This window comes from Pseudomonas sp. OA65 (assembly GCF_017498305.1).
GTDB classification, from domain to species: Bacteria; Pseudomonadota; Gammaproteobacteria; order Pseudomonadales; family Pseudomonadaceae; genus Aquipseudomonas; species Aquipseudomonas zanjanensis.
The window spans coordinates 142554-167458 of the sequence record NZ_JAGDEZ010000008.1 but is presented as its reverse complement, the minus strand read 5'-3'; the positions used below and the strand labels follow the sequence as shown (position 1 = coordinate 167458).

Sequence of the window (24905 nt, the reverse complement as noted above, 5' to 3'; positions counted from 1 at the left end):
CCCAGCCTGTTGTATGGGCGAATGCTCGGCGCGGCACTGAGTCGGTAGCGTTGCTGTTAGAATCGGCCAATTGACTGAACAGAGGTGTACCCATGAGCGAGCCGATTCGCCTGACCCAGTACAGCCACGGTGCCGGTTGCGGCTGCAAGATTTCGCCCCAAGTGCTGGAAGTGATCCTCGCCGGCAGCGGTGCGCAAAACCTCGATCCGAAGTTGTGGGTCGGCAATGCTTCTCGCGACGACGCGGCGGTGTATGCCATCGACGAGGAGCGAGGCGTGGTTTCGACCACCGATTTTTTCATGCCGATAGTCGATGATCCCTTCGATTTCGGCCGCATCGCCGCTACCAATGCCATCAGCGACATCTATGCGATGGGCGGCGACCCGCTGATGGCCATCGCGATTCTCGGCTGGCCCGTCAACGTATTGGCCCCGGAAATCGCCCGGGAAGTGATTCGCGGCGGTCGTTCCGTGTGTGACGAAGCCGGCATACCCCTGGCGGGCGGGCACTCGATCGATGCGCCTGAGCCGATTTTCGGCCTGGCGGTGACAGGCCTGGTGCAAAAGCGCCACATGAAACGCAACGACACGGCCACCGCCGGTTGTCGCCTGTACCTGACCAAGCCCCTGGGCATCGGCATCCTCACCACGGCGGAAAAGAAGGGCAAGCTGCGCGCCGCCGATGTTGGCCTGGCCCGTGACTGGATGTGCACGCTCAACAAACCCGGCAGCCGCTTCGGCAAGCTCGACGGCGTGACCGCGATGACCGACGTCACCGGTTTTGGCCTGCTCGGGCACTTGGTGGAAATGGCCGACGGCAGCCAACTGACCGCGCGCATCCGCTATGACGCGGTGCCGCGCCTGCCGAGCGTCGAGTACTACCTTGACCTGGGCTGTGTGCCAGGCGGAACGCTGCGCAACTACGACAGCTACGCCAGCAAGGTCGGTCGGGTCCAGGAACTGCACAAGCGAGTGCTGTGCGACCCGCAGACCAGCGGTGGCCTGCTGATTGCCGTCACCCCCGAAGGCGAGGGCGAGTTTTTGCAGGTGGCCGCTGAACTCGGCCTGACGCTGGAACCCATCGGCGAACTGGTGGAGCGACAGAGCTACGCGGTCGAGGTGTCTTGATGAGCCATGACATCACCGATTACCGCGACATCTTTCTCAATGACCGACCAATGATGGACACGCGCGCCCCGGTGGAATTCATCAAGGGCGCTTTCCCCGGCGTGGTCAATTTGCCGTTGATGACCGACAACGAACGGCAACGCATCGGCACTTGCTACAAACAGCAGGGGCAGCAGGCCGCCATTGTCCTGGGCCATCAGCTGGTGTCCGGCGAGACCAAGGCCCAGCGCATCCAGGCCTGGGCCGCGTTCGCCAAAGCCCATCCCGAAGGCTTGCTGTATTGCTTTCGCGGCGGCTTGCGTTCGCAGATCGTCCAGCAGTGGCTCAAGGACGAAGCGGGCATCGACTACCCTCGGGTTGGCGGTGGCTACAAGGCGATGCGCACGTTCTTGTTGGACACCATCGAGCAGGCAGTCGCCCAGTGCGACCTGGTACTGTTGGGCGGTATGACCGGCACCGGGAAGACGCAAGTGCTGGGCCAACTGGGCAACAGCCTGGATCTGGAAGGGTATGCCAACCATCGCGGTTCGAGCTTCGGCAAACGCGCCACGGGCCAGCCGTCCAACATCGATTTCGAGAATCGCCTGGCCGTGGACGTGCTGAAAAAGCGCGCCGCCGGTATCGGGCAGTTTGTGCTGGAAGATGAGAGCCGTGCGGTCGGCAGTTGCGCGTTGCCGCTGTCCTTGTATCAGCGCATGCAACAGGTTCCGATGGTCTGGCTGGAAGACAGCGTGGAGCGTCGGGTCGAACGGATCCTGCAGGATTACGTCATCGACCTGTGCGCGGAATTTGTCGCGGTGCACGGCGAGGAAGGCTTCTCGCTGTTTGCCGAGCGACTGCTGGCAAGCCTGGACAACATCCACAAACGCCTGGGCGGCGACCGCCACCGGCGCTTGAAGGACATCCTGGAAACCGCCTTGGCCGAGCAGGCGAACAGCGGCGCCGTCGATTTGCATCGCGGATGGATCGAAGGTCTGTTACGTGAGTATTACGACCCGATGTACGTATTCCAGCGGGAGAAGAAGGGCTTGCGGATCGAGTTCTCGGGGGAGCAGGCGGCGGTGTTGGCGTATTTGCGCGAGCGGGCTGCGCGGGGAGGTTGAGCCCGCCAGTTCTGGCTTATTGAGTCAAACTACTAGCCCTGTGGGAGCGAGCCTGCTCGCGAAAACGGTGTGTCAGTCACATCAATGCCAGCGGGGCTAACGCTATCGCGAGCAGGCTCGCTCCCACAGGGGGCTGTGCTTGTGAGGAATGCCTGCTGATCAGGTCGGGCAGGTCTCCTGGCCATTGTCCAAACCTTGCTTGTAGCTTTGGCTGGTGAGGCTGGCCTTGCCGTTGTGCCAGGTCAGGGTCAGCACATACAGCGAATCGAAGTCTCCCGAGGCCCAGTCATCGGTAATGGTTTGCTTCTTGCCCACGGCTTCCCCGGCAACCTTGTTGATCAGCTCCGGCAGGTAACCATGGGACCAGGCGGTGTAGATGGTGGCGTTGTGGTACTTGTCGTGCAGCAACTCGTCAGCCAGGTCGCTGGTGTCGTTGGCCGAATAATTGATGTTCACCGGCAACCCGAGCTTGATGGCACTGGGGCTGATGGTCATCAGCGGGCGAATGTAGCTGTAGGAGTTGTCCAGCTCGCCCTCCTCGACATTGCGGGTAGGGTTGGCCGCGAACACGTAATCGGCCTTGCCGAATTTTGCCGGCAGCAGGGTGGCCAGGTCGATGGCGCGGTTGAGGCCTTGGCAATTGAGCTGGCCCAGGCCGCCGGCGGGTTTCTCGGCGTGGCGCAGGAACACCAGGGTCTGTACACCGTCGGCTGGCTGGGCACGGCTGACGCTGGACTCCAGCGACAGCACCAGGCCACAGACCACAAGCAGCGTCGGCAGCATCAGCCACGAACGGTGTTTGAAACGTCTGGCGAAATTCAGTGGGTTCATCATGGAATAAATAGTCTTCGGCACGCGTGAGTCAGGCTGACAAACCCTGGCACCGCGAAGCGCCTGGCTTCGGGTGTTTTCCCTGTCGTTACGCCTCGTCGAATCCTTGGGGCATTGCTCAGAGTCCCTTTGAGCGGTTTGGTTCGATTTTGGCTGGTCCTGGTGCACTGTAACGATCTCTGTCAGGAGATAGGACGAACGTTAACGACAGGATGTTGCGAAATTAAGAAGGGACGACGTGAATTCCATGACGGGCAGTGATGCCGTGCCCTACATCTTGGATTATCCTCGGGCTTTCTTTCATTTTCCGAGCCGACCCCATGCCCGACTTGACCTCATTCCTTGTCACCGAAAAATGGCCCGCCCAATACCCGGAGTGGCTCCAGCTCTACTCCCTGCCAACCCCCAATGGCGTGAAAGTCTCGATCATGCTGGAAGAGATCGGCCTGCCGTACGAGCCCCACAAGGTGGATTTCGCCAGCAACGACCAGCTGTCGCCCGAGTTCCTTTCCCTGAATCCCAACAACAAGATCCCGGCGATTCTCGATCCCCATGGGCCGGGGGATCAGCCGTTGGCGCTGTTCGAGTCGGGGGCGATCCTGATTTACCTGGCGGACAAGAGCGGGCAATTGCTGGCCCAGGAGTCGGCGGCGCGCTACGAGACGATCCAGTGGCTGATGTTCCAGATGGGCGGGATCGGGCCGATGTTCGGGCAGCTGGGGTTCTTTAACAAGTTCGCCGGCAAGGACTATGAGGACAAGCGCCCGCGGGATCGGTATGTCGAGGAAAGCAAACGCCTGCTCAAGGTGCTCGATGGCCGCCTGCAGGGGCGGGACTGGATCATGGGCGAGCGCTACACCATTGCCGATATCGCCACGTTTCCCTGGGTGCGCAACTTGATCGGTTTTTATGAGGCCGGTGATTTGGTCGGTATCCAGAACTTCCCGAATGTGACGCGGGTATTGGAGCGCTTCCTGGCGCGACCGGCCGTGGCCCGTGGGTTGAAGATTCCGGAATGAGTGGCCCCATGCCTCGTCGTTTCGATTACAAGCAACTGGATGTGTTCAGCGATGTGCCGCTCAAAGGCAATCCGCTGGCGGTGGTGCTGGGAGCCGATGGGCTCAGTGACGCGCGCATGGCCGCCTTCGCCAACTGGACCAACCTCAGCGAAACCACGTTCCTGTTGGCGCCGCAGCACCCGGAAGCCGATTACCGGGTGCGTATCTTCACCACCTCGACCGAGTTGCCGTTTGCCGGGCATCCGACCTTGGGCAGTTGTCACGCCTGGCTGGAAGCCGGCGGCGTGCCGAAAGGGCAGGAGATCGTGCAGGAATGTGGCGTGGGCCTGGTCAGGATTCGCCGCAGCGATCATGGGTTGGCATTCCTCGCGCCGCCCTTGCTCAAGTCCGGTCCGCTGGACGTCGAGCTGCTGGAGCGGGTCCGCAAGGGATTGGGGCTCGCAGCCGAGGCGATCGTCGAGGCGCAATGGGTCGACAACGGTGCCGGCTGGCTGGCGTTGATGCTCAAGGATCGCCAACAGGTGCTGACGCTGGAGCCCGATTACCAACAGTTGCTGGATCTGGCCGTGGGCGTGATCGCCCCTTGGGATTTGGCCGTGGATGGTGATGAAGCGCACTTTGAAGTGCGCGGTTTCATTGCCGGTGATGGCATGCCCGAGGATCCTGCCACAGGAAGCCTGAACGCCGGGCTCGCGCAATGGATGCTGGACAAAGGCCTGGCGCCGGCGTCCTACGTGGTCAGCCAGGGTTTGACGATGGGCCGGGCCGGGCGCATTCATGTCGAACAGGTGGGGGATGAAGTCTGGATTGGCGGCGCAGTCGTGACGTGCATCAATGGCTCATTGACCTTGTGAGGCGATTATTGCTCGGCTGGTAACACTCTGTTTTCCAGCAGGCGTTTGTGCCTTGGCTGGCCAAGGCATAAGCTTTGCTCCCTGTGATCGAGCGCCCTTTTTTTGCCCAGGAGTCCCATGTCCAGCCAGTTCCCCGAAGCACGTCCACGCCGCCTGCGTCGCAATGCAAGCTTGCGCAGCCTGTTCCAGGAAACCGAGTTCACCTTGAATGACCTGGTGTTGCCGATTTTCGTCGAAGAAGAAATCGATGATTTTGTCCCGATCAGGAGCATGCCCGGCGTGGTGCGCATTCCTGAGTCGAAGTTGGCTGGTGAGATCGAGCGTTATGCCCGTGCCGGTATCAAGTCGGTGATGACCTTTGGTGTGTCCCATCACCTGGACAATGACGGCAGCGACACTTGGAGCGAGCGCGGCCTGGTGTCGCGCATGGCCGGGATCTGCAAGGATGCGGTGCCGGAAATGATCGTGATGTCCGACACCTGCTTCTGTGAATACACCGATCATGGTCATTGCGGTGTCCTTCACGGCGATGAAGTGGACAACGACCGGACCTTGGTCAACCTGGGCAAGCAAGCCGTGGCGGCGGCCCGCGCCGGTGCCGACGTGATCGCGCCTTCGGCAGCCATGGATGGGCAGGTCCAGGCGATTCGCAAGGCCCTGGATGAAGCCGGTTTCAGCCAGACGGCAATCATGGCCTATTCCACCAAATTCGCCTCGGCGCTTTATGGCCCATTCCGCGAGGCCGGCGGCAGCGCGCTCAAAGGCGATCGCAAGAGCTACCAGATGAACCCGATGAACCGCCGCGAAGCCTTGCGCGAATCCTTGCTCGATGAGCAGGAAGGTGCCGATGCGCTGATGGTCAAGCCGGCCGGTGCCTACCTCGATATCATCCGCGACATTCGCCAGGCGTCGAACCTGCCGTTGTCGGCGTATCAGGTCAGTGGCGAATACGCGATGATCAAATTCGCCGCCCAGGCCGGCGCCATTGACGAGGCCCGCGTGGTACGCGAGAGCCTTGGCGCAATCAAGCGGGCAGGGGCGGATCTGATCTTCACCTACTTCGCCATGGACCTGGCGCTGAGCGGGATCTGAACCGCCTGCATCCATGTTGCCTGTGCCATCGCGAGCAAGCTCAGCTCCCACAGTGGACCTGGGTGTGCACAACATCCAGGTTCGGCGCCGAACCCTGTGGGAGCCGGGCTTGCCCGCGATGGCGGCGGTACATTCAGCCTCCCAGTGACAGACCCACCGCTATCGCGAGCAAGCTCAGCTCCCACAGTGGACCTGGGTGCGCGCAACCTCAAAGTTCGGCGCCGAACCCCGTGGGAGCCGGGCTTGCCCGCGATGGCGGCGGTACATTCAGCAGCCTAGTGACAGATCCACCGCTATCGCGAGCAAGCTCAGCTCCCACAGTGGACCTGGGTGCGCGCAACCTCAAAGTTCGGCGCCGAACCCTGTGGGAGCCGGGCTTGCCCGCGATGGCGGCGGTACATTCAGCAGCCTAGTGACAGACGCACCGCTATCGCGAGCAAGCTCAGCTCCCACAGTGGACCTGGGTGCGCGCAACCTCAAAGTTCGGCGCCGAACCCTGTGGGAGCCGGGCTTGCCCGCGATGGCGGCGGTACATTCAGCAGCCTAGTGACAGACCCACCGCTATTGCGAGCAGGCTCGCCACACATCGGGCTATAGCTCACAGTCACTTTTGATCGTATGGTTGCTCCGGAACAACAAACCCGATGGAGCCCCATGCAATTCAACCGATTGATGATCAGCCTCGCGGCGTTGCTGGCCCTGGCTGGTTGCGGCAGCCGCCAGGCCCAGGAGCCCGAGCGCCAGCCCGCTGAGGTCAAGAAGCAGATCGTGCAATTGTTGCCGGCCAAGACGGCGGATCGCCAAGGTTGGGCCACTGACATCTATGTGGCCTTTTCGGCCCAGCAGATTCCGTCCACGACGCAGAATATCTGTGCGGTTCTGGCAGTAACCGAACAGGAGTCGACGTTCCAGGCCGACCCGCCAGTGCCGGGGCTGGGCAAGATCGCTCGTCAAGAGATCAACCGCCGGGCGGCGAAGGTGCACATTCCGGAGCTGTTGGTCAGCGGCGCGCTCCAGGTGCGTTCGCCCAATGGCAAAAGCTACAGCGATCGGCTCAACGCGGCGCGCAGCGAGAGAGAGTTGAGCGGGATCTTCGATGATTTCATCGGCATGGTGCCGCTGGGTAAGACGCTGTTCGGCGGTTTCAATCCGGTGCACACCGGTGGCCCGATGCAGGTGAGCATCGCGTTTGCCCAAGCCAATGCGCGGGATTACCCCTATACGGTGGATGGTTCGATTCGTCGCGAAGTGTTCAGTCGCCGTGGCGGTATGTACTTCGGTATCGCGCATTTGCTGGGTTATCCGGTGAGCTATACCGAGCCGTTGTATCGTTTCGCCGATTTCAACGCCGGGTGGTACGCCAGTCGCAACGCGGCTTTCCAGCATGCGGTCAGTGTGGCGTCGGGCATTTCCCTGGCGCTGGATGGCGATCTGGTTGCCCATGACTCGATCATGCCGGGCAGCACGGAGCTGGCGGTTCGCACGCTGGGCAAGTCGTTGGGGATGCGCAACCCGACCATTCGCGATCAGTTGGAGCAGGGCGACAGCCTGGCGTTCGAGGACAGCACGCTCTACAAGCGCGTGTTCGAACTGGCTGAGCGCGCCGAGGGCAAGCCGTTGCCGCGGGCGGTATTGCCGGGGATCGTGCTCAAGAGTCCGAAGATCACGCGTAAGCTGACCACGGCATGGTTTGCCAAGCGGGTGGATGAGCGTTATCAGCGCTGCATGGCGCGGGCGTCGGGGCGTTAGCGGATGGCGGGCATGAAAAAAGCCCGGTGGATGAGGCCGGGCTTTTAGGGGGGAGTCGTCTTGATGGGGGTGTCGGGCGGGCTACGCAGCGGCTTGTCGATCGTTGCGGCCGCTGCGCGCCCGAGCGGGAGCAAGCTCCCTCGCCACGGGGTGTGTTGCCTATGACTTGCGGTGTGTTCAGGCATTACGATCAAGCAACTCATGCGTGGTTTTCGATCAGGCGATCAGAGCCACCTTCAGCAACGCGGCGTTCCAGCAGACGGTCGGAGCCACCTTCAGCGACACGGCGTTCCAGCAGGCGATCAGCGCCACCTTCAGCGACACGGCGTTCCAGCAGGCGATCAGCGCCACCTTCAGCGACGCGGTTTTCGATCAGGCGATCAGAGCCACCTTCGGCAACGCGGCGTTCCAGCAGGCGATCAGAGCCACCTTCGGCAACGCGGCGATCCAGCAGGCGATCAGAGCCACCTTCGGCAACGCGGCGTTCCAGCAGGCGATCAGAGCCACCTTCGGCAACGCGGCGATCCAGCAGGCGATCAGAGCCACCTTCGGCAACGCGGCGATCCAGCAGGCGATCAGAGCCACCTTCGGCAACTCGGCGATCCAGCAGGCGATCAGCGCCACCTTCGGCGACGCGGTTTTCGATCAGGCGATCAGAACCGCCTTCGGCGACGACGGGTTGCGAGGAGGCGGCGAATACGTTGGCGGCCAGTACGGAGAAAGCGAGGCTGAGGATGACTTGGCGTTTCATGATGGTGTGCTCCGGGGTGCAGTGGTTTGTGTGGGGCCATTGTTGTCCCGGGCGATCATCATGAGAACTTCATTGGTATGATGGTGAACATCGACGGCAGTGATAGCTCGATGTCGGTTGATCCAGTGAGGTATCCCTGGCGTGCGCGTCGTCCTTCGGGTGGAACACTGCCAGGTTTGCAGGTTCTACCGGGTAACCCACAGGCAGGAGGCAAGCTCATGTATCAGTTATTCGGTCACAGGCAATCCGGCTCGTCGGCGGTGGAGGTGGCCCTGGATCTTTGTGATGTGGCTTATCGGCGGGTCGATGCTTATTCGACGGAAGAAAGTGAAGCAGCGAAAGAACTCGAGGCCCTCAACCCCCTGAAGCAGGTTCCGACGCTGCAACTGCCGGATGGCTCGGTGCTGACCGAGGCATCGGCGATCCTGATTCACCTCGGGCTGACCTTTCCCGCCTCGAAGCTGCTCCCTGACGACGCAGCCCAACGTGCGCAAGCCATACGAGGCCTGGTTTACATCGCGGCCAACTGCTACACCCCCATCGGCATCATCGATTTTCCGGAGCGCTGGCTGGACGATGCGGACGAAGAGACTCGGCAGCGCTTGGTATCAGGTACCCAGCAACGGCTCTACCGCAACTGGGCGTTGTTTGCCGACCAATTCCCGGCCCAGCCGTTTCTCGGCGGTGCCGAGCCGGGGGCGCTGGATATTCTGGCGGCTGTGATCACCAAGTGGAGAAATACGCGGGAGGCGATGCTCAACGCCCGCCCGCAATTCCACGGATTGTTGGAGCGCATCGACCGCCATCCACGCGTGGCGCCGATACTGTCGCTGCATTGGCCTGAATGAATCAAGGGCACGCCTTGCGCACAGCCGCCTGCTCGACAAGGTCGACAAATTGCCGGACGTTCTGCTGATGGGCTGTCACCAGGTCGTCGATACTGGCCCCCGACGGTGTCTGCAGGCTGCTGCGACAAACGAGGGGGCGAACATCGCCGCTCAGGCTGCGCAGCCGCCATTGCACGTCCATGCGGGCGTAGCGGCCCGGGATCGAGTCAAAGCGCTGCACATCCACCCGCAGCGATGATTTCGGCGCGCCAGGGTTGCTCAGTTGTTCGTCCAGGCTGCTGTGCAGCTCATCCGCCAGGCTGGCGCCCCACCATTCGGTTTCGAGGATCGCCAACCCGCTGCTGCCCTGGCGAATGACCATCTGGGTGCGATCCACCTGGGGAGGAACGCTCACCTGTTCGATCTGGATGTCCATGCCAGAACGTGACTGGCCTGCCGGCTGAACCGGGCTCAGGGTGTGGTAATGAATCGGATCGCTGCGACAGGCGCCGAGCAGCAGGGCCACGGCAACCAGGGAGAGTTTCAGCGTCAGTGGCATGGGGCGGGCTCCTGTGATCATTCTTTCACCGGCAAGGTCAGGTTCTGTGCCGGTGCGTCCTTGGGACGACCGCGAAGCAGCGATTCGGGATGGCGACTCAGGTAGTCCGACAGCTCGCGCAACGAGCGCGACATGCGGCCCAGGTCGTCCAAGGTCTGGGTCAGTTGTTCACGCTGCGGCGAGTCTTCGGCCAGGGTCGAGTTGGCCGATTGCAGGGTCTTGCTGACGTCCTGCAAGGTGCTTTGCACGCCGGGCAGGGTCTTGCTGTTGAACTGGGCCAGGCCTTTGCGCAACTCCACCAGGTTGCCATCCAGGTTGCCGGCGATGCTCTCCAATGGCAGTTTGTTGATCCGCTCGACCATCGTCTGCAGTTGTTCCTGCAATTGCTGCAGGCTGCCCGGGAGGGTTGGAATACGCACGGGGCGGGCGCTGGGGTCGAAGGCGACTTTTTCGGCCTTGGGGTAGAAGTCCAGCGAGATGTACAACTGCCCGGTCAGCAGGTTGCCGCTGCGGGCCTGGGCGCGCAGGCCACGCTCGACGAAGCTGCCGATCAGGCGGGCACCGGCGGCTTCGTCTTCCGGATCGTGGTTGAGCGACTTGAGCAGTTTTTCATGGGCCTTGCCCAGGCGCTGAGGGTAGATCACCACGCCGACGTTGACCGGAAAGCTGCGTTGTTTCTCATCGAAATCCAGGTTGATGGCCACCACCCGGCCGACTTCAACGCCGAGGAACTCTACCGGGGCACCGACTCGCAACCCGCGCAGTGCCTGGTCGAAACGCAGGGCCAGGTATTGCCCCTTGCCGTCGGGCGGGGCGAGGGCGCTTTGCTGGTCGGCAAACAATTCGAAGGTCTTGTCCTCGCTGGCAATGGTGTCGTTCGGATTGTATTCCGGTGCCCTGAACGCGATGCCACCCAGCAGCAGGGCAGAGAGCGATTCGGTCTTGACGGCGAAACCGTTGGCGCCGACGTTTACGTCCACGCCGCTGACGTTCCAGAACCGGGTGTTTTCGGTGACGTACCGGTCGTTGGGCGCATTGACGAACACGTCGATGTTGACGCCTTTGCCCTCGGCGTCCAGCGCATAGGACACGACCTGGCCCACCGGGATCTTGCGCAGGTACACCGGCGAGCCGATGTCCAGCGAACCGAGGTCCTGGGAGTGCAGGGTGAAGCGCTTGCCTGGTTCGCCATAGGTGATCGGCGGCGGGGCTTCCAGGCCGGTGAAGGATTTGGCGCGCACTTTCGACTGGCCGGCGTCGGCGCCGATGAAGTCACCGGACAGCAGCGTGTCGATTCCCGAGATCCCACCGGCCCCGATACGCGGCCGTACGACCCAGAACACCGAGTCTTCGTGGGTGAAGGTGTCGGCGGTCTTGGCGAGCTTGACCGTGGCGGTGACGTTCTTCTGGTCTTCACTCAATTGCACGTCAGTGACCTGGCCGATGACCACATTGCGGTATTTCACCTGGGTCTTGTTGGCGGTCAGGCCCTGGCCGGTCTTGAAGGTGATGGTGATGGTCGGGCCTTCCTGCAGCCAATTGTTGACCACCAGGGAAATGCCCACCAGCACCGCGATGATCGGCACGATCCACACCAGCGACACCGTCCAGCGGCGAGTGCTGACATGGGCCCGCCCGGGGACGGGTTGTTGCCCGTCAGTGGCTTGCGATTTCATCCATGGTCTCCTCGGATGGTTGGGTGTCCCAGATCAACCGGGGGTCGAAACTCATGGCCGACAGCATGGTGAACAGCACCACGAGGCCGAAAAACAGGATACCCGGTCGCGGTTCGATATCGCTCAGTGCCTGGAACTTGACCAGGGCCGCCACCAGGGCCACCACCAGCACGTCGAGCATCGACCAGTAGCCGATGACCTCCACCAGCCGGTACAGCTTCGCCCGCTGGACCTGGGCCCAGGTGCTGCGTCGTTGTACGGTCACCAGCAGCAGGGTCAGCACGACGAACTTGATGCCGGGCACCGCGATGCTGGCAATGAAGATGATCAGGGCGATGTCCCAGGCGCCGCTCTGCCAGAACTCGATGACACCGCTGATGATGGTGCTGTCGGCACCGTCGCCGAGCATCTGGGTGTTCATGACTGGAAGCAGGTTGGCCGGGATGTAGAACACCAGCGCCGCGAGCATGTAGGCCCAGGTGCGGGTGATGGCGTCGGGTTTGCGTCGGTGCAGGGCGGCGTCGCAACGGGGGCAGGCCTGGGGTTCGTCGGTCATGTCGCAGGCCAGGCCGCAACTGTGGCACAGGCAAAGGTTCAGGTCACGGGCCTCGGGCGGGGTGTCCAGTGGTTGGACGTTCATAGGCTGTCCCACAGGTCGCGGACATCGCGCCCGGCAATGCGGATCATCAGCAGGCTCAAGGCCGCGAGGGCGAACAGGCCGATGCCTGGGAGCACGTCCAGCAGGCCGGCAAGCTTGATCACCGCCACCAGTGCGCCCAGCAGGCACACCTCCAGCATGCTCCAGGGCCGCAGGGTTTCCAGGCTGCGCATGCACAGGGCGAACCCCGGCGCCCGCCGCTGGAGGTAGGCATGGCCCAGGACCCAGAGCAGCAGCGCCAGTTGGAAGGCCGGCGCAATGATGATTGCCACCGCTGTCACTAGGGCGATGAAGGTGATGGGCCCCTGGCTCAGCGCCACAATGGAGTCCCACAACGTCGCGCTGTTGCTCAGGCCTTGGAGGCGGATGCTCATCACCGGATAGATGTTGGCGAAAGCCCACAGCACCGCGGCCGTCACGCTCAATGCCAGGCGCTGTTCGATAGTCAGGCCGTTGTAGCGCTGGATCACCGCGTGGCAACGCAGGCACGCGGCTTTCTGATGCGGGGCGAGCACAACCGGCTCGTACACCGCATCGCAATGTTCACAAATGATCAGTCGGTCGGTGGCGGCCATCGGGATGCTCGCAGGAACAACCTCTTCAATATAGAAGTGTGTTGAGAATGAGCAACCCGTCGAGACGGATCATTCGCCGCGAATGTATTGCTCCAGTTGTCGGATCAGATCGGCCTGTTCGGCGATGGCTTCCTTGACCAGGTCACCGATGGACAGCAGCCCGACGAGTTTGCCGTCTTCTACCACCGGCAAATGGCGCAAGTGCTTCTCGGTCATGATGCTCAGGCAGGTCTCGACATTCTGGTGCGGGTCGATGGTGATCACCGGCGAGACCATGATGTCGCTGACTTTCGTGCCCACCGACGAGCGTCCGTGCAGGACCATTTTGCGCGCATAGTCGCGCTCGCTGATGATCCCCAGCACCTCATCGTTTTTCACCACCAGCAAGGCGCCGACGTTCTTCTCGGCCATGCGCATCAGGGCCTGCAATACCATGTCGTCCGGTGAGATGGTGTGCACTTGCTGGTTCTTATCATCTTTTAGCCGGAGCAACTGCGCGACGGTTTTCATGGGGGAGCCTCGGGGTGTTGTTTTTGCAGGTGGTTAAAGCATCGTAGACCCAACGGCGCAGAGCAAGCGGTAAAGCGGCGGCCAATCGTCCAAAAGCGTCATTGCCGGTGAATTTCCCCCGAACTAAGGGTGGGCGCTGTTGTGGCGAGGGAGCTTGCTCCCGCTGGGCAGCGCAGCAGCCCCAAAACCGACCACCTCGGTATATCGGGCGAATGCCAACAACCAGGGGCTGCTTCGCACCCCAGCGGGAGCAAGCTCCCTCGCCACAAAAAGCAGGTGTGTGGTGTCAGTTAAGCGGGCGGGTGGTGTGTCAGTTGGTCAGGTGAAGTCCTCTCGCCACAGGTAGAATCGTGGCCTACGCAAAATTCGAGGTTGCAGTGGTGGATTTACAGCAGGGCTTCGTCCTGACCCGGCATTGGCGCGACACCCCGGCCGGCACCGAAGTCGAGTTCTGGCTGGCGACCGACGCCGGTCCCCGGCGCGTGCGCCTGCCGATGCAAACGTCGGTGGCCTTTGTGCCGCAGGTCCAGCGCGGCCAGCTCGAAGCCTTGCTGCAAGGAGAGAAGAACGTAGAGTTGCGCCCCTTGGACCTGCTGGATTTCGAGCATCGCCCGGTGCTGGGCCTGTATTGCCAGCAACATGCCCAACTGATGCGCCTGGACACCACCTTGCGCCGCGCCGGTGTGGAGGTGTTCGAAGCGGACATCCGCCCGCCGGAGCGCTACCTGATGGAGCGTTTCATCACCGCCCCGGTCTGGTTCGGCGGCACCCCGGCGGCGGATGGCCTGCTGGTTGATGCCCAGATGAAGCCTGCGCCCGACTACCGTCCACCGTTGCGCCTGGTGTCCCTGGACATCGAAACCACCGCCCAGGGCGAGTTGTATTCCATTGCCCTGGAGGGCTGTGGCGAGCGCCAGGTCTACATGCTCGGGCCACCCAACGGCGACGATACCGGCGTGGATTTCCAACTGGAATACTGCGAATCGCGCACGCTGCTGCTGAAGAAACTCAACGACTGGTTCGCCCGTTTCGACCCCGACGCAATCATTGGCTGGAACCTGGTGCAGTTCGACCTGCGGGTGCTGCATGAACATGCCCGGCGGCTGGCGGTGCCGTTGCGTCTGGGGCGCGGTGGCGAAGAGATGCAATGGCGCGAACACGGCGCGCGCAACAACCACTTCTTCGCCTCGGCGGCCGGTCGGCTGATCATCGACGGCATCGAGTCCCTGCGCTCGGCCACCTGGAGTTTTCCGTCGTTCAGCCTGGAAAACGTCGCCCAGACGCTGTTGGGGGAGGGCAAGTCCATCGATAACCCGTACCAGCGCATGGACGAGATCAATCGCATGTTCGCCGAGGACAAACCGGCCCTGGCCCGCTACAACCTCAAGGATTGCGAGCTGGTGACGCGGATCTTCGCCAAGACCGAATTGCTCAAGTTCCTGCTGGAGCGGGCCAGCGTCACCGGCCTGCCAGCGGACCGCAGCGGTGGTTCGGTGGCGGCCTTCACGCACCTGTACATGCCGCTGATGCACCGCCAGGGCTTCGTCGCGCCCAATCTTGGCCAGCGCCCACCCGAGGCCAGCCCGGGCGGGTTTGTCATGGACTCCCAACCGGGGCTCTACGAGTCGGTGCTGGTGCTGGACTACAAAAGCCTGTATCCGTCGATCATCCGCACGTTCCTGATCGACCCGGTGGGCTTGATCGAAGGGCTGCGCCACCCGGGTGACGATGAGTCGGTGCCAGGCTTTCGCGGGGCGCGCTTTTCCCGTACTCGACATTGCCTGCCAACCATCGTCGCACGGGTCGCCGAAGGCCGGGAGACCGCCAAGCGCGAACACAATGCGCCGCTGTCCCAGGCTTTGAAAATCATCATGAACGCCTTTTATGGCGTGCTGGGTTCCAGTGGCTGTCGCTTCTTCGACACGCGCCTGGCCTCGTCCATCACCTTGCGCGGCCACCAGATCATGCAGCACACCCGGCAGTTGATCGAAGCCCAGGGCCATGTGGTGATCTACGGCGATACCGACTCCACCTTCGTCTGGCTGCGCCGTGCCCACGGTCAGGAGGAGGCGGCCAAGATTGGTCGCGAGCTGGTGGCGCACGTCAACCAATGGTGGCGTGAGCAGGTGCGTGCCGAGTTCGGACTGGAAAGCGCGCTGGAGCTGCAGTTCGAAACGCATTTCAAGCGCTTCTTGATGCCGACCATCCGGGGCGCCGAGGAGGGCAGCAAGAAACGCTACGCCGGGCTGGTGACCCGCGCCGACGGCAGCGATGAAATCGTCTACAAGGGTTTGGAAACCGTGCGTACCGACTGGTCGCCGCTGGCCCGGCAGTTCCAGCAGGAGTTGTACGAGCGGATCTTCCACCGCAAGCCCTACCAGGACTATGTGCGCGATTATGTGCAGCAGACTTTGTCCGGTGCCTTCGATGAGCGGCTGGTCTACCGCAAGCGCCTGCGTCGGCCGCTGGACGACTATGAACGCAACGTCCCACCCCATGTACGGGCCGCGCGGCTGGCCGATGAGTTCAACCAGCGCCAGGGCCGGCCGCGGCAATACCAGAATGGCGGTTGGATCAGCTATGTCATCACTGTCGCCGGTCCCGAACCGCTGGAAACCCGCAGCGCGCCAATCGATTACGACCACTACGTGACCAAACAGCTGCAGCCGGTGGCGGACGCGATCCTGCCGTTTGTGGACGATGATTTTTCGACGTTGGTGGGGGGGCAGATGGGGTTGTTCTGAAGCTCCAGTATTCAATTCAGGCCAAGCCCGTGGGCAGAGTTTTAATCCCTGTGGGAGCAAGGCTTGCCCGCGATGCGGGCGCCCCGTTTCCCCATGACTCCGCGCCGTCATCATCGCGGGCAAGCCTTGCTCCCACAGATGAATCCCCTCGCCACAGCTCAGTGTTCCGCGAATTTTTTGTGGAGTCAGACCATCGCCAACCGCTGCTTACCCTGGGGCTGGGGAAAGATCAGGTCGAGGGCGGCCAGGTCCTGGGGATCGAGCCGGATGTCAGCCGCTTCGGCGTTCAGGCGCACATGCTCAGGCTTCACAGCCTTGGGAATGGCAATCACGTTGTCCTGGCGCAGCAACCAGGCCAGCGCGATCTGCGCCGGTGTCGCACGATGGCGTTCGGCAATTTGCCCCAGGGTGTGATCCTTGAGCAGGTGCCCACCCTGGCCGACCGGGCAGTAAGCCATGATCGGCATGCGCAGTTGCTGGCACCCAGGCAGCAGGTCGAATTCAATGCCGCGTTCCTGCAGATTGTACAGCACCTGATTGGTAGCGCAGGCCGGCGAAGCCAGCTCCTCGAGATCATCGACGTCAAAGTTCGACACGCCCCAACGGCCGATCTTGCCTTCTTCGCGCAGGCGCTCAAACGCTTCGACGGTTTCTTCCAAGGGGTACTGGCCGCGCCAGTGCAACAGGTAAAGATCAATGTAATCGGTGTCGAGCCGGCGCAAACTGCGTTCGCAGGCGAGGGGAATGCCTTTGCGGCTGGCATTGTGGGGATAGACCTTGCTCACCAGGAACACTTGGTCGCGCAGGCCGGTGATCGCTTCGCCGACGACCGTCTCGGCGCCGCCTTCGGCATACATCTCGGCGGTGTCGATCAGGGTCATGCCCAGTTCGATGCCCAGCCGCAACGCGGCCACCTCTTTCTTGTGATGGGACGGTTCTTCACCCATGCGCCAGGTGCCCTGGCCAATGACCGGTACGGACACGCCCGCCAATTCCAGCGTCCTCATGGCTCTCTCCTGTTGTGCTGATCCATCATCCAATGGACAGCAGGATAGTAGGAGCTGCCGAAGCCTGCGATCTTTTGATTTTTCGCTCCAGACTCAATTGTCTGGGGAAAGATCGCAGCCTCCCTTGACAGCTCCTACGGGTGTTGCGCAGCTTTTCTATTTCGTGGAGAACTTCAACACCATCGTCTGGGTGTAGGTCTGGCCCGGATCAAGCCGCGTCGAAGGGAAGTCCGGCTGATTTGGCGAGTCGGGGTAATGCTGGGTTTCCAGGGTGAACGCGCCCCAATGGGGATACACCTTGCCTTGCTTGCCCTTGACGGTGCCGTCGAGGAAATTGCTGGTGTAGAACTGCACGCCCGGCTCGCTGGTGTAGAGCTGCAGGAGTCGTCCGGACTGCGGGTCATGCACCTCGGCGGCCAGTTTGTCCACATCGCCCTTGGCATCCAGCACCCAGTTGAAATCGAAGCCGCCCTGTTTCGGTTCGGCGAACTTGAGTTGTGGGTGATCAGCCTTGATGTGCGTGCCGATGGCGGTGGGCTTGGTGAAATCCATCGGTGTGCCGGCCACGGGGGCTAGCTCGCCGGTGGGAATGAGTTTGCCGGTGACTGGGGTGTAACGGGCCGCGTGCAGGGTCGCGACTTGTTTGAGAATGTCACCGTTGCCTGCACCCGCCAGGTTGAAATAGCTGTGGTTGGTCAGGTTCAACACGGTCGGTTTGTCGGTGGTGGCCTTGTAGTCGATGCGCAGCTCGTTTTTGTCGTTGAGGCTGTAGGTGACATCCGTCTTCAGGTTGCCGGGAAAGCCCATTTCGCCGTCCGCCGACAGGTACGTCAGGGTCACGCCCACCGAATCCTTGTCATTGCTCGGTTCGGCTTTCCAAACACGTTTATCGAACCCTTGTGGCCCACCGTGCAGGGAGTTGTCCTTGTCGTTCTGCGGCACCTGGTAACGCTTGCCATCCAGCTCGAACGCCCCACCGGCCAGGCGATTGCCAAAGCGGCCGATGGTCGCGCCGAAATACACGCTGCCGTTCTTCTGGTAGCCCTGCACATCGTCGAAGCCGAGCACGACATCAGCGGTCATGCCGTTTTTGTCCGGCACGATCAGCGACTGGAGGATGCCGCCATAGGTGATGACGGTTGCCTCGATACCGTGGCTGTTGCGCAGGACGAATTTCTCAACCGCGGTGCCGTCGTCGGTCTTGCCGAAGGCAACACGTTCATTGGTCAGGCCAGCGGCCTGGGAGGAGGTGGCAATCATCAGAGAGACTCCGAGGGCCGTGAGCAGATGTCTGGATTCAAGCATGGTGTGACCTTCCTTCCTGTTGTTTTGTTGTTGTTTTAACGCAGTCGAGTCCGTTACTTGGTCGGACAACGATGAAGGTTTTTCTGTTCAGTAGTCTTTCTATTTGAGGGTGGAGAAGGGATTTATAGCCATAAATAGGGATTTATCAATTAAAAAGTAAGACTAATTTAGCGAAGCGAGGCTTGCCCAAACGAACGCTTTCACCCCGGGCGTCGCACTTTTGCGGTTTTTGCTGCTCTATCCTTGGCCTGGAAGCGGCGACCCCCATCGCTTCCCCATGCCCAGATTGAGACTCGATGGCCGGTGTTTTTTCTTCTGTGACGAGGTTGCGCCACGCCTGCATGGCAGGATTGGTCGGCGTGTCGATGCTGTTCAGCGGCGGCTGCAGCCATCAACAGGGGCAGGACATGGTCACGCAGTTCAGCAACGCCAAGCCCCAGGAGTTCTTGCAAACCAGTGTCGACCGCATGGCGACGTTGGCGATGCACGACAATTTGCAAAGCCTTTACCTGCTGATGAGCAAGCTGTACCTGCGCAACCCCGAGGAACTGCGCAAGTCCGGCTTTCTCGACGCCCGCACCGCGGAAAAACAGGTGCGCATGGCCATCGAGCAGCAACAACCCTTGCCGACGTTGGGGGGCAAGAAGGACTTGGCCGCCCTGAGCTATGCCATGAGCCCGGAATTTCTCGGTGATCGGGTCGGGGCGTTCATCTATGCCATCGGCAGCATGCTGGTCACCGCTCACGGCAATCGCCTCGAGTTCTACATGACCGATACCATCGACCCGCGATTTGTCAGCAACGCGGCGCGCAACATCGAAAAAGCCACTTGGCTGCTCAGTCAGCGGCAGAACAAGGACGGCACGCCGTTGCTGTTTTCCAATGAGATTTCGGAGGAGGGCAGCAACCTGAGTTTCGCCGTGGAGTTCGGCAAAATCGTCGCGCGATTGGACCTGCTGACCCAGATGCTCGATGAGCGTTACCGGCGCATCGGCTTGAACTACGCCCAGAGCCTGCTGTTCCTCAACTTCCTGCCGGTCCAGTGAGCTGAGAAAAAGGAATAAAGATAGATCACATCGATATAGGGGGTTATAAGAAAAATCGCTATGCTCGCGGCCAGATTTTTCACGCGGTCGTGTCGAGACGGGTTCAATGGATTTCGGTAATGTCGGTTTAGTCGTTGCGGGCCTGGTGGTCGGCTTCATCGTTGGAATGACCGGCGTTGGCGGTGGTTCACTGATGACCCCGATCCTGTTGTGGTTTGGTATCAACCCCGCGACAGCGGTGGGCACCGACCTGCTGTACGCGGCCATTACCAAGTCTGGCGGCGTCCTGGTTCACGCAAAAAACCGCAATATCGATTGGGCCATCACCGGTTGGTTGACCCTGGGCAGCGTGCCGGCGGTCGGGTTGACGCTGTGGTTTCTCAGCAGCCTGCACAGCTCGCCCGACGCCATGAACGCGGTGATCAAGCAAGCCTTGGGCTTCGTGTTGTTCGCCACTGCCTTGGCGATCCTGTTCAAGAAGCGCCTGCTGCAATTCGCCCATGATCGTGCTGGCGGTCACTACAACCCCTCCGGTTCACGACTCAATCTGCTGACGGTCATCACCGGCCTGGTGCTGGGGACGATGGTCGCCTTGACCTCCATCGGTGCTGGCGCCCTGGGCACGGTGGCGCTGTTCATTCTCTACCCGTTCCTGGTGACCAAGCGCCTGGTGGGCACCGAGATTGCCCACGCCGTGCCGCTGACCCTGGTGGCTGGCCTGGGCCATGCGAGCATGGGCAACATGGATTGGCATATCCTGGGTTTCCTGCTGATCGGTTCGTTACCGGGGATCTATCTGGGTAGCCATTTGTCGGGACGCATCTCCGACGAGGTCCTACGGCCTTGCCTGGCGGTGATGCTGGCGATGATCGGCTTCAAACTCGCGTTCTGATTTGATCGGAGTCATGGGTCCATAGCCACAGTCATACCTGTAAACCAGGTACTGATGAGGCCAAGACCCATGAACAGCCCAGCCAGAGATCTGCTGCAACGACTACGCCGGCGTGGCGCCGAGCCTCGCACCGACATTGCCGATATCCTGCGCCGCCACGCCGAGCCATTGCCTGCCGAGGACAGCCCGGCCTTTGGTGAGACGTTCGATCGCTTCGCTGATGCCAAGGTCGTGTTGATTGGCGAGGCCAGCCACGGCACCCATGAGTTCTATCGGACCCGTGCCGCCGTTACCCGACACCTGATAGAGCGCCACGGTTTCAATATCGTTGCCGTCGAAGCGGACTGGCCCGATGCGGGGCAAATCGACCGCTGTGTACGCGACTTGGGGCCGTCGGCGTGGAAGCAGCAGGCATTCGCCCGATTCCCAACCTGGATGTGGCGCAACTGCGAAGTCCAAGGCTTCGTCCGTTGGTTGCGCGATTACAATCTGGAGCAGCCCATGGGGCAAAGGGTGGAGTTTCGCGGCTTGGACGTCTACAGCCTGCGTCACTCCATCGATGAGGTGCTGAACTACCTGGATACCAGCCATCCGGACATGGCCCGTGATGCCCGTCACCGTTATGGCTGCCTCACGCCCTGGCACGATGACCCGGCGCTGTATGGTCATTTCACCGAGCGCGGCAACCTGGCGACGTGTGAAGACGCCGTGGTCGAGCAGCTCAACAGCTTGTTGGCCAAACACCTGGATCCGATGATCAGTGACGATGAGGCCTTCTTCAGCGCCACCCAGAACGCCCGGGTCGTGCGCGCCGCTGAACAGTACTACCGAGCCATGTACCGCGGCGGCAAGTCATCGTGGAACCTGCGGGACCGGCACATGTTCGACACCCTGCAAACCTTGTTGGAGCATCGGGGCACGGATGCGAAGGCGTTGGTCTGGGCGCATAACTCCCACATCGGCAATGCCGCCGCGACACGCATGGGCTGGGAAGGGGAGTTCAATATTGGCCAGCTATGCCGCATGGCTTATGGCCGCGATGCGGTGTTGCTGGGCATGGGCACCGATCATGGCAGCGTCGCAGCGGCGGACGACTGGGATGCGCCGATGAAAATCAAACAGGTGCGGCCGGCGTTACCCGGCAGTTGGGAACACCAATTCCTCCAGGCCGGTGTGAGTGCCTCGTTGACGCAATGGCGGACCAACCCTGACGAGGCGCTCTTGGACGCATTGTCCGAACCACTGCTCGAACGCGCGATTGGTGTGATCTACCGCCCTGAAACCGAGCGCCAGAGCCATTATTTCGAAGCGGTGCTGGCGGAGCAGTTCGACGCCTGGCTCTGGTTCGAACAGAGCGAAGCCGTTACGCCATTGCCGGTGCCCCAGGTCCTGGAGCACGAGGAGGATACGTTCCCGTTTGGCCTCTGAACGCTGTGCAGGGCGGTTGCGCAATGAACGTGCTCGCCTAAGCTTCAAGGCAGGCAGGCGCAGTATCGGGCGACGCTCGCGGAACAATCGCCGCCCTGTGCAATCAGTACAGCGTAACTATCAAAAGGAGAGGCGCATGCTCATTCGGTCGTTGACCTTCGCTACCTTGCTGGCCATCGCCGGCCCTCTGTTCGCTGCCGATGGCGACTCCCCTCTGGTGGCGGAAGTCGGCAAGTCACGTTCCCTGATCGTCATTGCGCCCAGCACGGTCGACCCGGCCTGGGTCAGCCTGAAAAAGGCCTTGGATGAACCGGCGGGCAAGCAGGGATTTTCCGAGCGCAACATGGTGCTCTACACCGTGCTCAATACCATCGGCCAGCGCGATGGCAAGGACCTGGACCCGCAAAGCACCATGGCACTGATTCGCTCCCTCAAGCTGGGCGCCGGTGCCCAGACCAAGATCATCCTGGTGGGCAAGGACGGGGAAAAGAAACTCGAGCATTCCGGCGCGATTGAATTGAAGGACCTTTTCGACACCGTCGATAAGCTTCCCGCCGCGGAAAAAGAAGCAACGCCGCCGACGCCTCCACCCGCGCCCGAGCCTGCACCGGCCAAGGATGCGAAAGGCACCAAGCCTGGCAAGGCTGTCAAGCCGGCGGCGGCGCCTAAGCCATTGGAAGATTGACTCCCGCTAGCGCCGAGGCCGCTTTTGTGGCGAGGGAGCTTGCTCCCGCTGGGCTGCGCAGCAGCCCTCTGCTTTTTTTCAATGGATTATCGAATGACTGGTTTGGGGCCGCTGCGCGACCCAGCGGGAGCAAGCTCCCTCGCCACAGAGAAACTCATCACCCCGAGGCGTCATGAGTTATTGGTGTTCCAACGCCATAAGAATCCGATGCGCCGCCTTCACCCGTTCCTCGATCGGGTAGTTCTTGTTGGCAAGCATGACAATCCCCATGTCCTTTCCGGGCACGAACGCCGCGTACGCGCCAAAACCGTTGGTGGAACCGGTCTTGTTGATCCAGGCGCCGTCCGGCGCTGGAAGGGGTGGGTTCAAAGGTTCGACTTTTTGAGGCGTCAGGGCCATTTGCGGTGTGTTGCCGGCGAGCAGGTCATCCAAGCTGAACGGCGCGGGGTAGAACTCCCAGCCCAGTCCCTGGTTCATCCCGCCAGTCCTGTAGAAACCTGTGTGCGTGGTGGTGATGGCCTGCTTCAGGTCCGCGTCCAGTTTTTCAGGTCGCAGGTTGGCCTCGACGAAACGAAGCAGGTCCGACGAGCTGGTTTTTACCCCGTAAGCCTCTGAGTCCAGGGCACCAGGCCCGACCCGCACGGGCTTGCCGTCCTTTGCATAACCTTGGGCGTATCGGCCCGCCTGATCCTGCGGCACCCGGACATAGCTGTGCTTGAGGCCCAGCCCTGGCATCAGCGTGCGCTCCATCACTTCGTCAAAAGGTTGCCCCAGGCTGCGGGCCGCCAGATAACCGAACAGGCCGATGCTCGGATTTGAATAAAGCCGCTGGGTGCCGGCCGGGTAGAGCGGCTTCCAGGTCTTGTAATAACTGAACATCCGGTCCGGATGGTCCGCCTCGTCTGGAAACTGCAAGGGCAGGCCACCGGCTGTGTAGGTGACGAGATCGAGCAAGCGGGTACCCTCCAAGGCGCTGCCGCGCAGCTCGGGCGCAAAGCGACTGGCCGGATCCGTCAGGGCCAGTTTGCCCTTGGCCTGGGCATAGGCACCGAGGGTGGCGGTAAAGGTCTTGCTGACCGAGCCGATTTCAAAAAGGGTCTGGTCGGTGACTGGTTTTTTGGTGTCCTTGGCGGCTACGCCGTAGTTGAAAGAATGGCGTTGGCCGTTGTAGGTGATCGCGACGGCCATGCCGGCAATGTCCTGTTGTTTCATCAACGGCTGGATGACGGCATTGACCGTCTCTTCAATGCGTTCCTGGGCAAAGCCTGCGGACGTCCCGCAGGCCAGGAGAAGCGTCCCGGCGAGTATCGATCTGGCAATGTGCATGGTGCAGCGCTCTCGTTGGTCTTCCTGAAGGAGGGCAATCTAGGGCGTTTTGCGCTGTCCGGCAATCCGAGGCTATCGGGCCGCGGCATGTTTCTGAGCATTCTGACGGGGCCGCGGGAACCTTCCCACAAACGGCCCGGTTGCCCCCGTGACCGGACCTCAAGCCAAACCACACAAAGCGGCGGCTGCCGGGTAAACTTGCGCTCTTTCTAAAGGAGTTCACATGAGTTACTACCAGCCCGGCATTCTCGCCACCCCTGTTCCGCCTCAGGCCCGTCATTTGTTTTTTGCCTTGGAATCGGTCGAGGCACTGCCGGCTGCGCTAGACAAACTCCTGTTGCTGCTCGATGGCCGGGCCGTGGTCGGCTTTGGCGAGTCGCTGGTCCAGGCGCTGGGGGCCCAGGTCGATGGCCTGCGGGCTTTTCCTGCATTGGCCGGCGTCGGCGTGGACAACCCCTCGACCCAACATGCCCTGTGGTGCTGGTTGCACGGTGAAGACCGCGGCGAGCTGATGCATCGCAGCCGCGCCATCGAAGCGGCGCTGGCCCCGGCTCTGTGCCTGGTGCAGATGAACGAAACCTTCCGCCACATGACCGGCCACGACTTGACCGGCTATGAAGACGGCACCGAAAACCCCCATGACGAAGCGGCCGTCGCCGCCGCCCTGGCCCCAGGTTCCGATGGGCTGCGCGGGGGCAGTTTCGCCGCGATCCAGCAGTGGCAGCACGACCTTGACGGCTTCGCGGCAATGCAGCCCCATGAACGCGACAACATCATGGGCCGGCGCCTGAGCGACAACGAAGAAATCGACGATGCGCCGGAATCGGCCCACGTCAAGCGCACCGCCCAGGAAAGTTTCGCTCCGGAAGCATTCGTGGTCCGTCGTTCCATGCCGTGGATCGAAGGCGACCGCGCAGGTCTGATGTTCCTGGCGTTCGGTTTCTCCCTCGATGCCTTCGAGGCACAGTTGCGGCGCATGAGTGGACTGGAAGATGGCATCACCGACGGCCTGTATCGCATGAGCCGCCCGATCACTGGCGGCTATTACTGGTGCCCGCCGCTGTTGGATGGACGCCTGGATCTGCGCGCCCTGGCCCGGTAAGCGCAGCGGTTTGTGCAAAGCGTGACGTGAACGCTATTC

The 24905-nt window shown here is 61.7% G+C and carries 23 protein-coding genes; 13 read left to right on the top strand and 10 right to left on the bottom strand.

Annotated elements, in window-relative coordinates; translation table 11 throughout:
• The first annotated feature begins 92 nt into the window (after positions 1 to 92).
• Both selD and mnmH read left to right on the top strand, forming a co-directional pair.
• Entirely contained in the window at positions 93 to 1127 is a 1035-nt protein-coding gene (selD, locus tag J3361_RS09540) for a selenide, water dikinase SelD (RefSeq protein WP_207964119.1), read from the top strand.
• Positions 1127 to 2230: a tRNA 2-selenouridine(34) synthase MnmH gene (mnmH, locus tag J3361_RS09535; RefSeq protein WP_207964118.1), complete on the top strand. Its 1104-nt coding sequence runs from the start codon at positions 1127 to 1129 to the stop codon at positions 2228 to 2230. The genes selD and mnmH overlap by 1 nt, the downstream gene beginning before the upstream one ends.
• Before the next feature lie 159 nt (positions 2231 to 2389).
• Here the strand turns inward: mnmH and J3361_RS09530 are convergent, their stop codons facing one another.
• Positions 2390 to 3064 carry a histidine phosphatase family protein gene (locus tag J3361_RS09530; RefSeq protein ID WP_207964190.1) on the bottom strand — a complete coding sequence of 225 codons (675 nt, stop codon included), beginning with the start codon at positions 3062 to 3064 and terminating at the stop codon, positions 2390 to 2392.
• Between the two features lie 317 nt (positions 3065 to 3381).
• On the opposite strand from J3361_RS09530, the gene J3361_RS09525 reads away from it, so the two are divergent.
• From J3361_RS09525 to J3361_RS09510, 4 genes are all read left to right on the top strand, one after another.
• Positions 3382 to 4080 (top strand): glutathione binding-like protein, encoded by a 699-nt coding sequence (locus J3361_RS09525; protein ID WP_207964117.1) that lies wholly within the window; start codon positions 3382 to 3384, stop codon positions 4078 to 4080.
• Between the two features lie 8 nt (positions 4081 to 4088).
• Positions 4089 to 4934 (top strand): PhzF family phenazine biosynthesis protein, encoded by an 846-nt coding sequence (locus J3361_RS09520; RefSeq protein WP_207964115.1) that lies wholly within the window; start codon positions 4089 to 4091, stop codon positions 4932 to 4934.
• A gap of 117 nt (positions 4935 to 5051) precedes the next feature.
• Positions 5052 to 6026, top strand: coding sequence for a porphobilinogen synthase (hemB, locus tag J3361_RS09515; RefSeq protein WP_207964114.1), 975 nt, complete (start codon positions 5052 to 5054; stop codon positions 6024 to 6026).
• A gap of 654 nt (positions 6027 to 6680) precedes the next feature.
• A complete protein-coding gene (locus J3361_RS09510; RefSeq protein WP_207964113.1) occupies positions 6681 to 7775 on the top strand; it encodes a DUF1615 domain-containing protein in 1095 nt (364 codons plus the stop codon).
• Between the two features lie 199 nt (positions 7776 to 7974).
• Here J3361_RS09510 and J3361_RS09505 read toward each other — a convergent pair whose 3' ends face one another.
• Positions 7975 to 8526: a phage infection protein gene (locus tag J3361_RS09505; RefSeq protein ID WP_207964112.1), complete on the bottom strand. Its 552-nt coding sequence runs from the start codon at positions 8524 to 8526 to the stop codon at positions 7975 to 7977.
• Positions 8527 to 8744: 218 nt separating this feature from the next.
• Here J3361_RS09505 and J3361_RS09500 point away from each other — a divergent pair, with 218 nt between their 5' ends.
• Entirely contained in the window at positions 8745 to 9374 is a 630-nt protein-coding gene (locus J3361_RS09500) for a glutathione S-transferase family protein (RefSeq protein ID WP_207964111.1), read from the top strand.
• Position 9375: 1 nt separating this feature from the next.
• Here J3361_RS09500 and J3361_RS09495 read toward each other — a convergent pair whose 3' ends face one another.
• The 5 genes from J3361_RS09495 to J3361_RS09475 form a co-directional block, all read right to left on the bottom strand.
• Positions 9376 to 9912, bottom strand: coding sequence for a PqiC family protein (locus J3361_RS09495; protein WP_207964110.1), 537 nt, complete (start codon positions 9910 to 9912; stop codon positions 9376 to 9378).
• Positions 9913 to 9929: 17 nt separating this feature from the next.
• On the bottom strand, positions 9930 to 11588 hold the full coding sequence (locus tag J3361_RS09490) for an MlaD family protein (RefSeq protein WP_207964109.1): 1659 nt from the start codon (positions 11586 to 11588) through the stop codon (positions 9930 to 9932).
• On the bottom strand, positions 11569 to 12228 hold the full coding sequence (locus J3361_RS09485; RefSeq protein WP_207964108.1) for a paraquat-inducible protein A: 660 nt from the start codon (positions 12226 to 12228) through the stop codon (positions 11569 to 11571). The genes J3361_RS09490 and J3361_RS09485 overlap by 20 nt, the downstream gene beginning before the upstream one ends.
• Positions 12225 to 12821 (bottom strand): paraquat-inducible protein A, encoded by a 597-nt coding sequence (locus J3361_RS09480; RefSeq protein ID WP_207964107.1) that lies wholly within the window; start codon positions 12819 to 12821, stop codon positions 12225 to 12227. The genes J3361_RS09485 and J3361_RS09480 overlap by 4 nt, the downstream gene beginning before the upstream one ends.
• 69 nt (positions 12822 to 12890) lie before the next feature.
• Positions 12891 to 13331 (bottom strand): CBS domain-containing protein, encoded by a 441-nt coding sequence (locus J3361_RS09475; protein WP_207964106.1) that lies wholly within the window; start codon positions 13329 to 13331, stop codon positions 12891 to 12893.
• A gap of 380 nt (positions 13332 to 13711) precedes the next feature.
• Here J3361_RS09475 and J3361_RS09470 point away from each other — a divergent pair, with 380 nt between their 5' ends.
• On the top strand, positions 13712 to 16075 hold the full coding sequence (locus tag J3361_RS09470) for a DNA polymerase II (protein ID WP_207964189.1): 2364 nt from the start codon (positions 13712 to 13714) through the stop codon (positions 16073 to 16075).
• Positions 16076 to 16260: 185 nt separating this feature from the next.
• Here J3361_RS09470 and J3361_RS09465 read toward each other — a convergent pair whose 3' ends face one another.
• Positions 16261 to 17082 (bottom strand): aldo/keto reductase, encoded by an 822-nt coding sequence (locus J3361_RS09465; RefSeq protein ID WP_207964104.1) that lies wholly within the window; start codon positions 17080 to 17082, stop codon positions 16261 to 16263.
• 156 nt (positions 17083 to 17238) lie between these two features.
• The gene (locus tag J3361_RS09460; RefSeq protein WP_186708518.1) at positions 17239 to 18387 is read right to left on the bottom strand and encodes an aldose epimerase family protein; all 1149 of its coding nucleotides are present in this window, start codon (positions 18385 to 18387) and stop codon (positions 17239 to 17241) included.
• Positions 18388 to 18728: 341 nt separating this feature from the next.
• On the opposite strand from J3361_RS09460, the gene J3361_RS09455 reads away from it, so the two are divergent.
• The 4 genes from J3361_RS09455 to J3361_RS09440 all read left to right on the top strand — a co-directional run bounded on the left by J3361_RS09455 (position 18729) and on the right by J3361_RS09440 (position 22438).
• Positions 18729 to 19433 (top strand): hypothetical protein, encoded by a 705-nt coding sequence (locus J3361_RS09455; RefSeq protein ID WP_243458803.1) that lies wholly within the window; start codon positions 18729 to 18731, stop codon positions 19431 to 19433.
• Positions 19434 to 19539: 106 nt separating this feature from the next.
• Positions 19540 to 20325, top strand: a complete 786-nt coding sequence (locus tag J3361_RS09450) for a sulfite exporter TauE/SafE family protein (RefSeq protein WP_207964101.1) — start codon at positions 19540 to 19542, stop codon at positions 20323 to 20325.
• A gap of 69 nt (positions 20326 to 20394) precedes the next feature.
• A complete protein-coding gene (locus J3361_RS09445) occupies positions 20395 to 21753 on the top strand; it encodes an erythromycin esterase family protein (RefSeq protein WP_207964099.1) in 1359 nt (452 codons plus the stop codon).
• A 136-nt stretch (positions 21754 to 21889) separates the two neighbouring features.
• A complete protein-coding gene (locus tag J3361_RS09440; protein WP_207964097.1) occupies positions 21890 to 22438 on the top strand; it encodes a DUF4174 domain-containing protein in 549 nt (182 codons plus the stop codon).
• Between the two features lie 177 nt (positions 22439 to 22615).
• On the opposite strand, the gene ampC is transcribed toward J3361_RS09440, so the two are convergent.
• Complete coding sequence (gene ampC, locus J3361_RS09435; protein ID WP_207964095.1) at positions 22616 to 23764, bottom strand: class C beta-lactamase; 1149 nt, start codon at positions 23762 to 23764, stop codon at positions 22616 to 22618.
• Positions 23765 to 23987: 223 nt separating this feature from the next.
• On the opposite strand from ampC, the gene J3361_RS09430 reads away from it, so the two are divergent.
• Positions 23988 to 24866 (top strand): Dyp-type peroxidase, encoded by an 879-nt coding sequence (locus J3361_RS09430; protein WP_207964093.1) that lies wholly within the window; start codon positions 23988 to 23990, stop codon positions 24864 to 24866.
• Positions 24867 to 24905 lie beyond the last annotated feature (39 nt).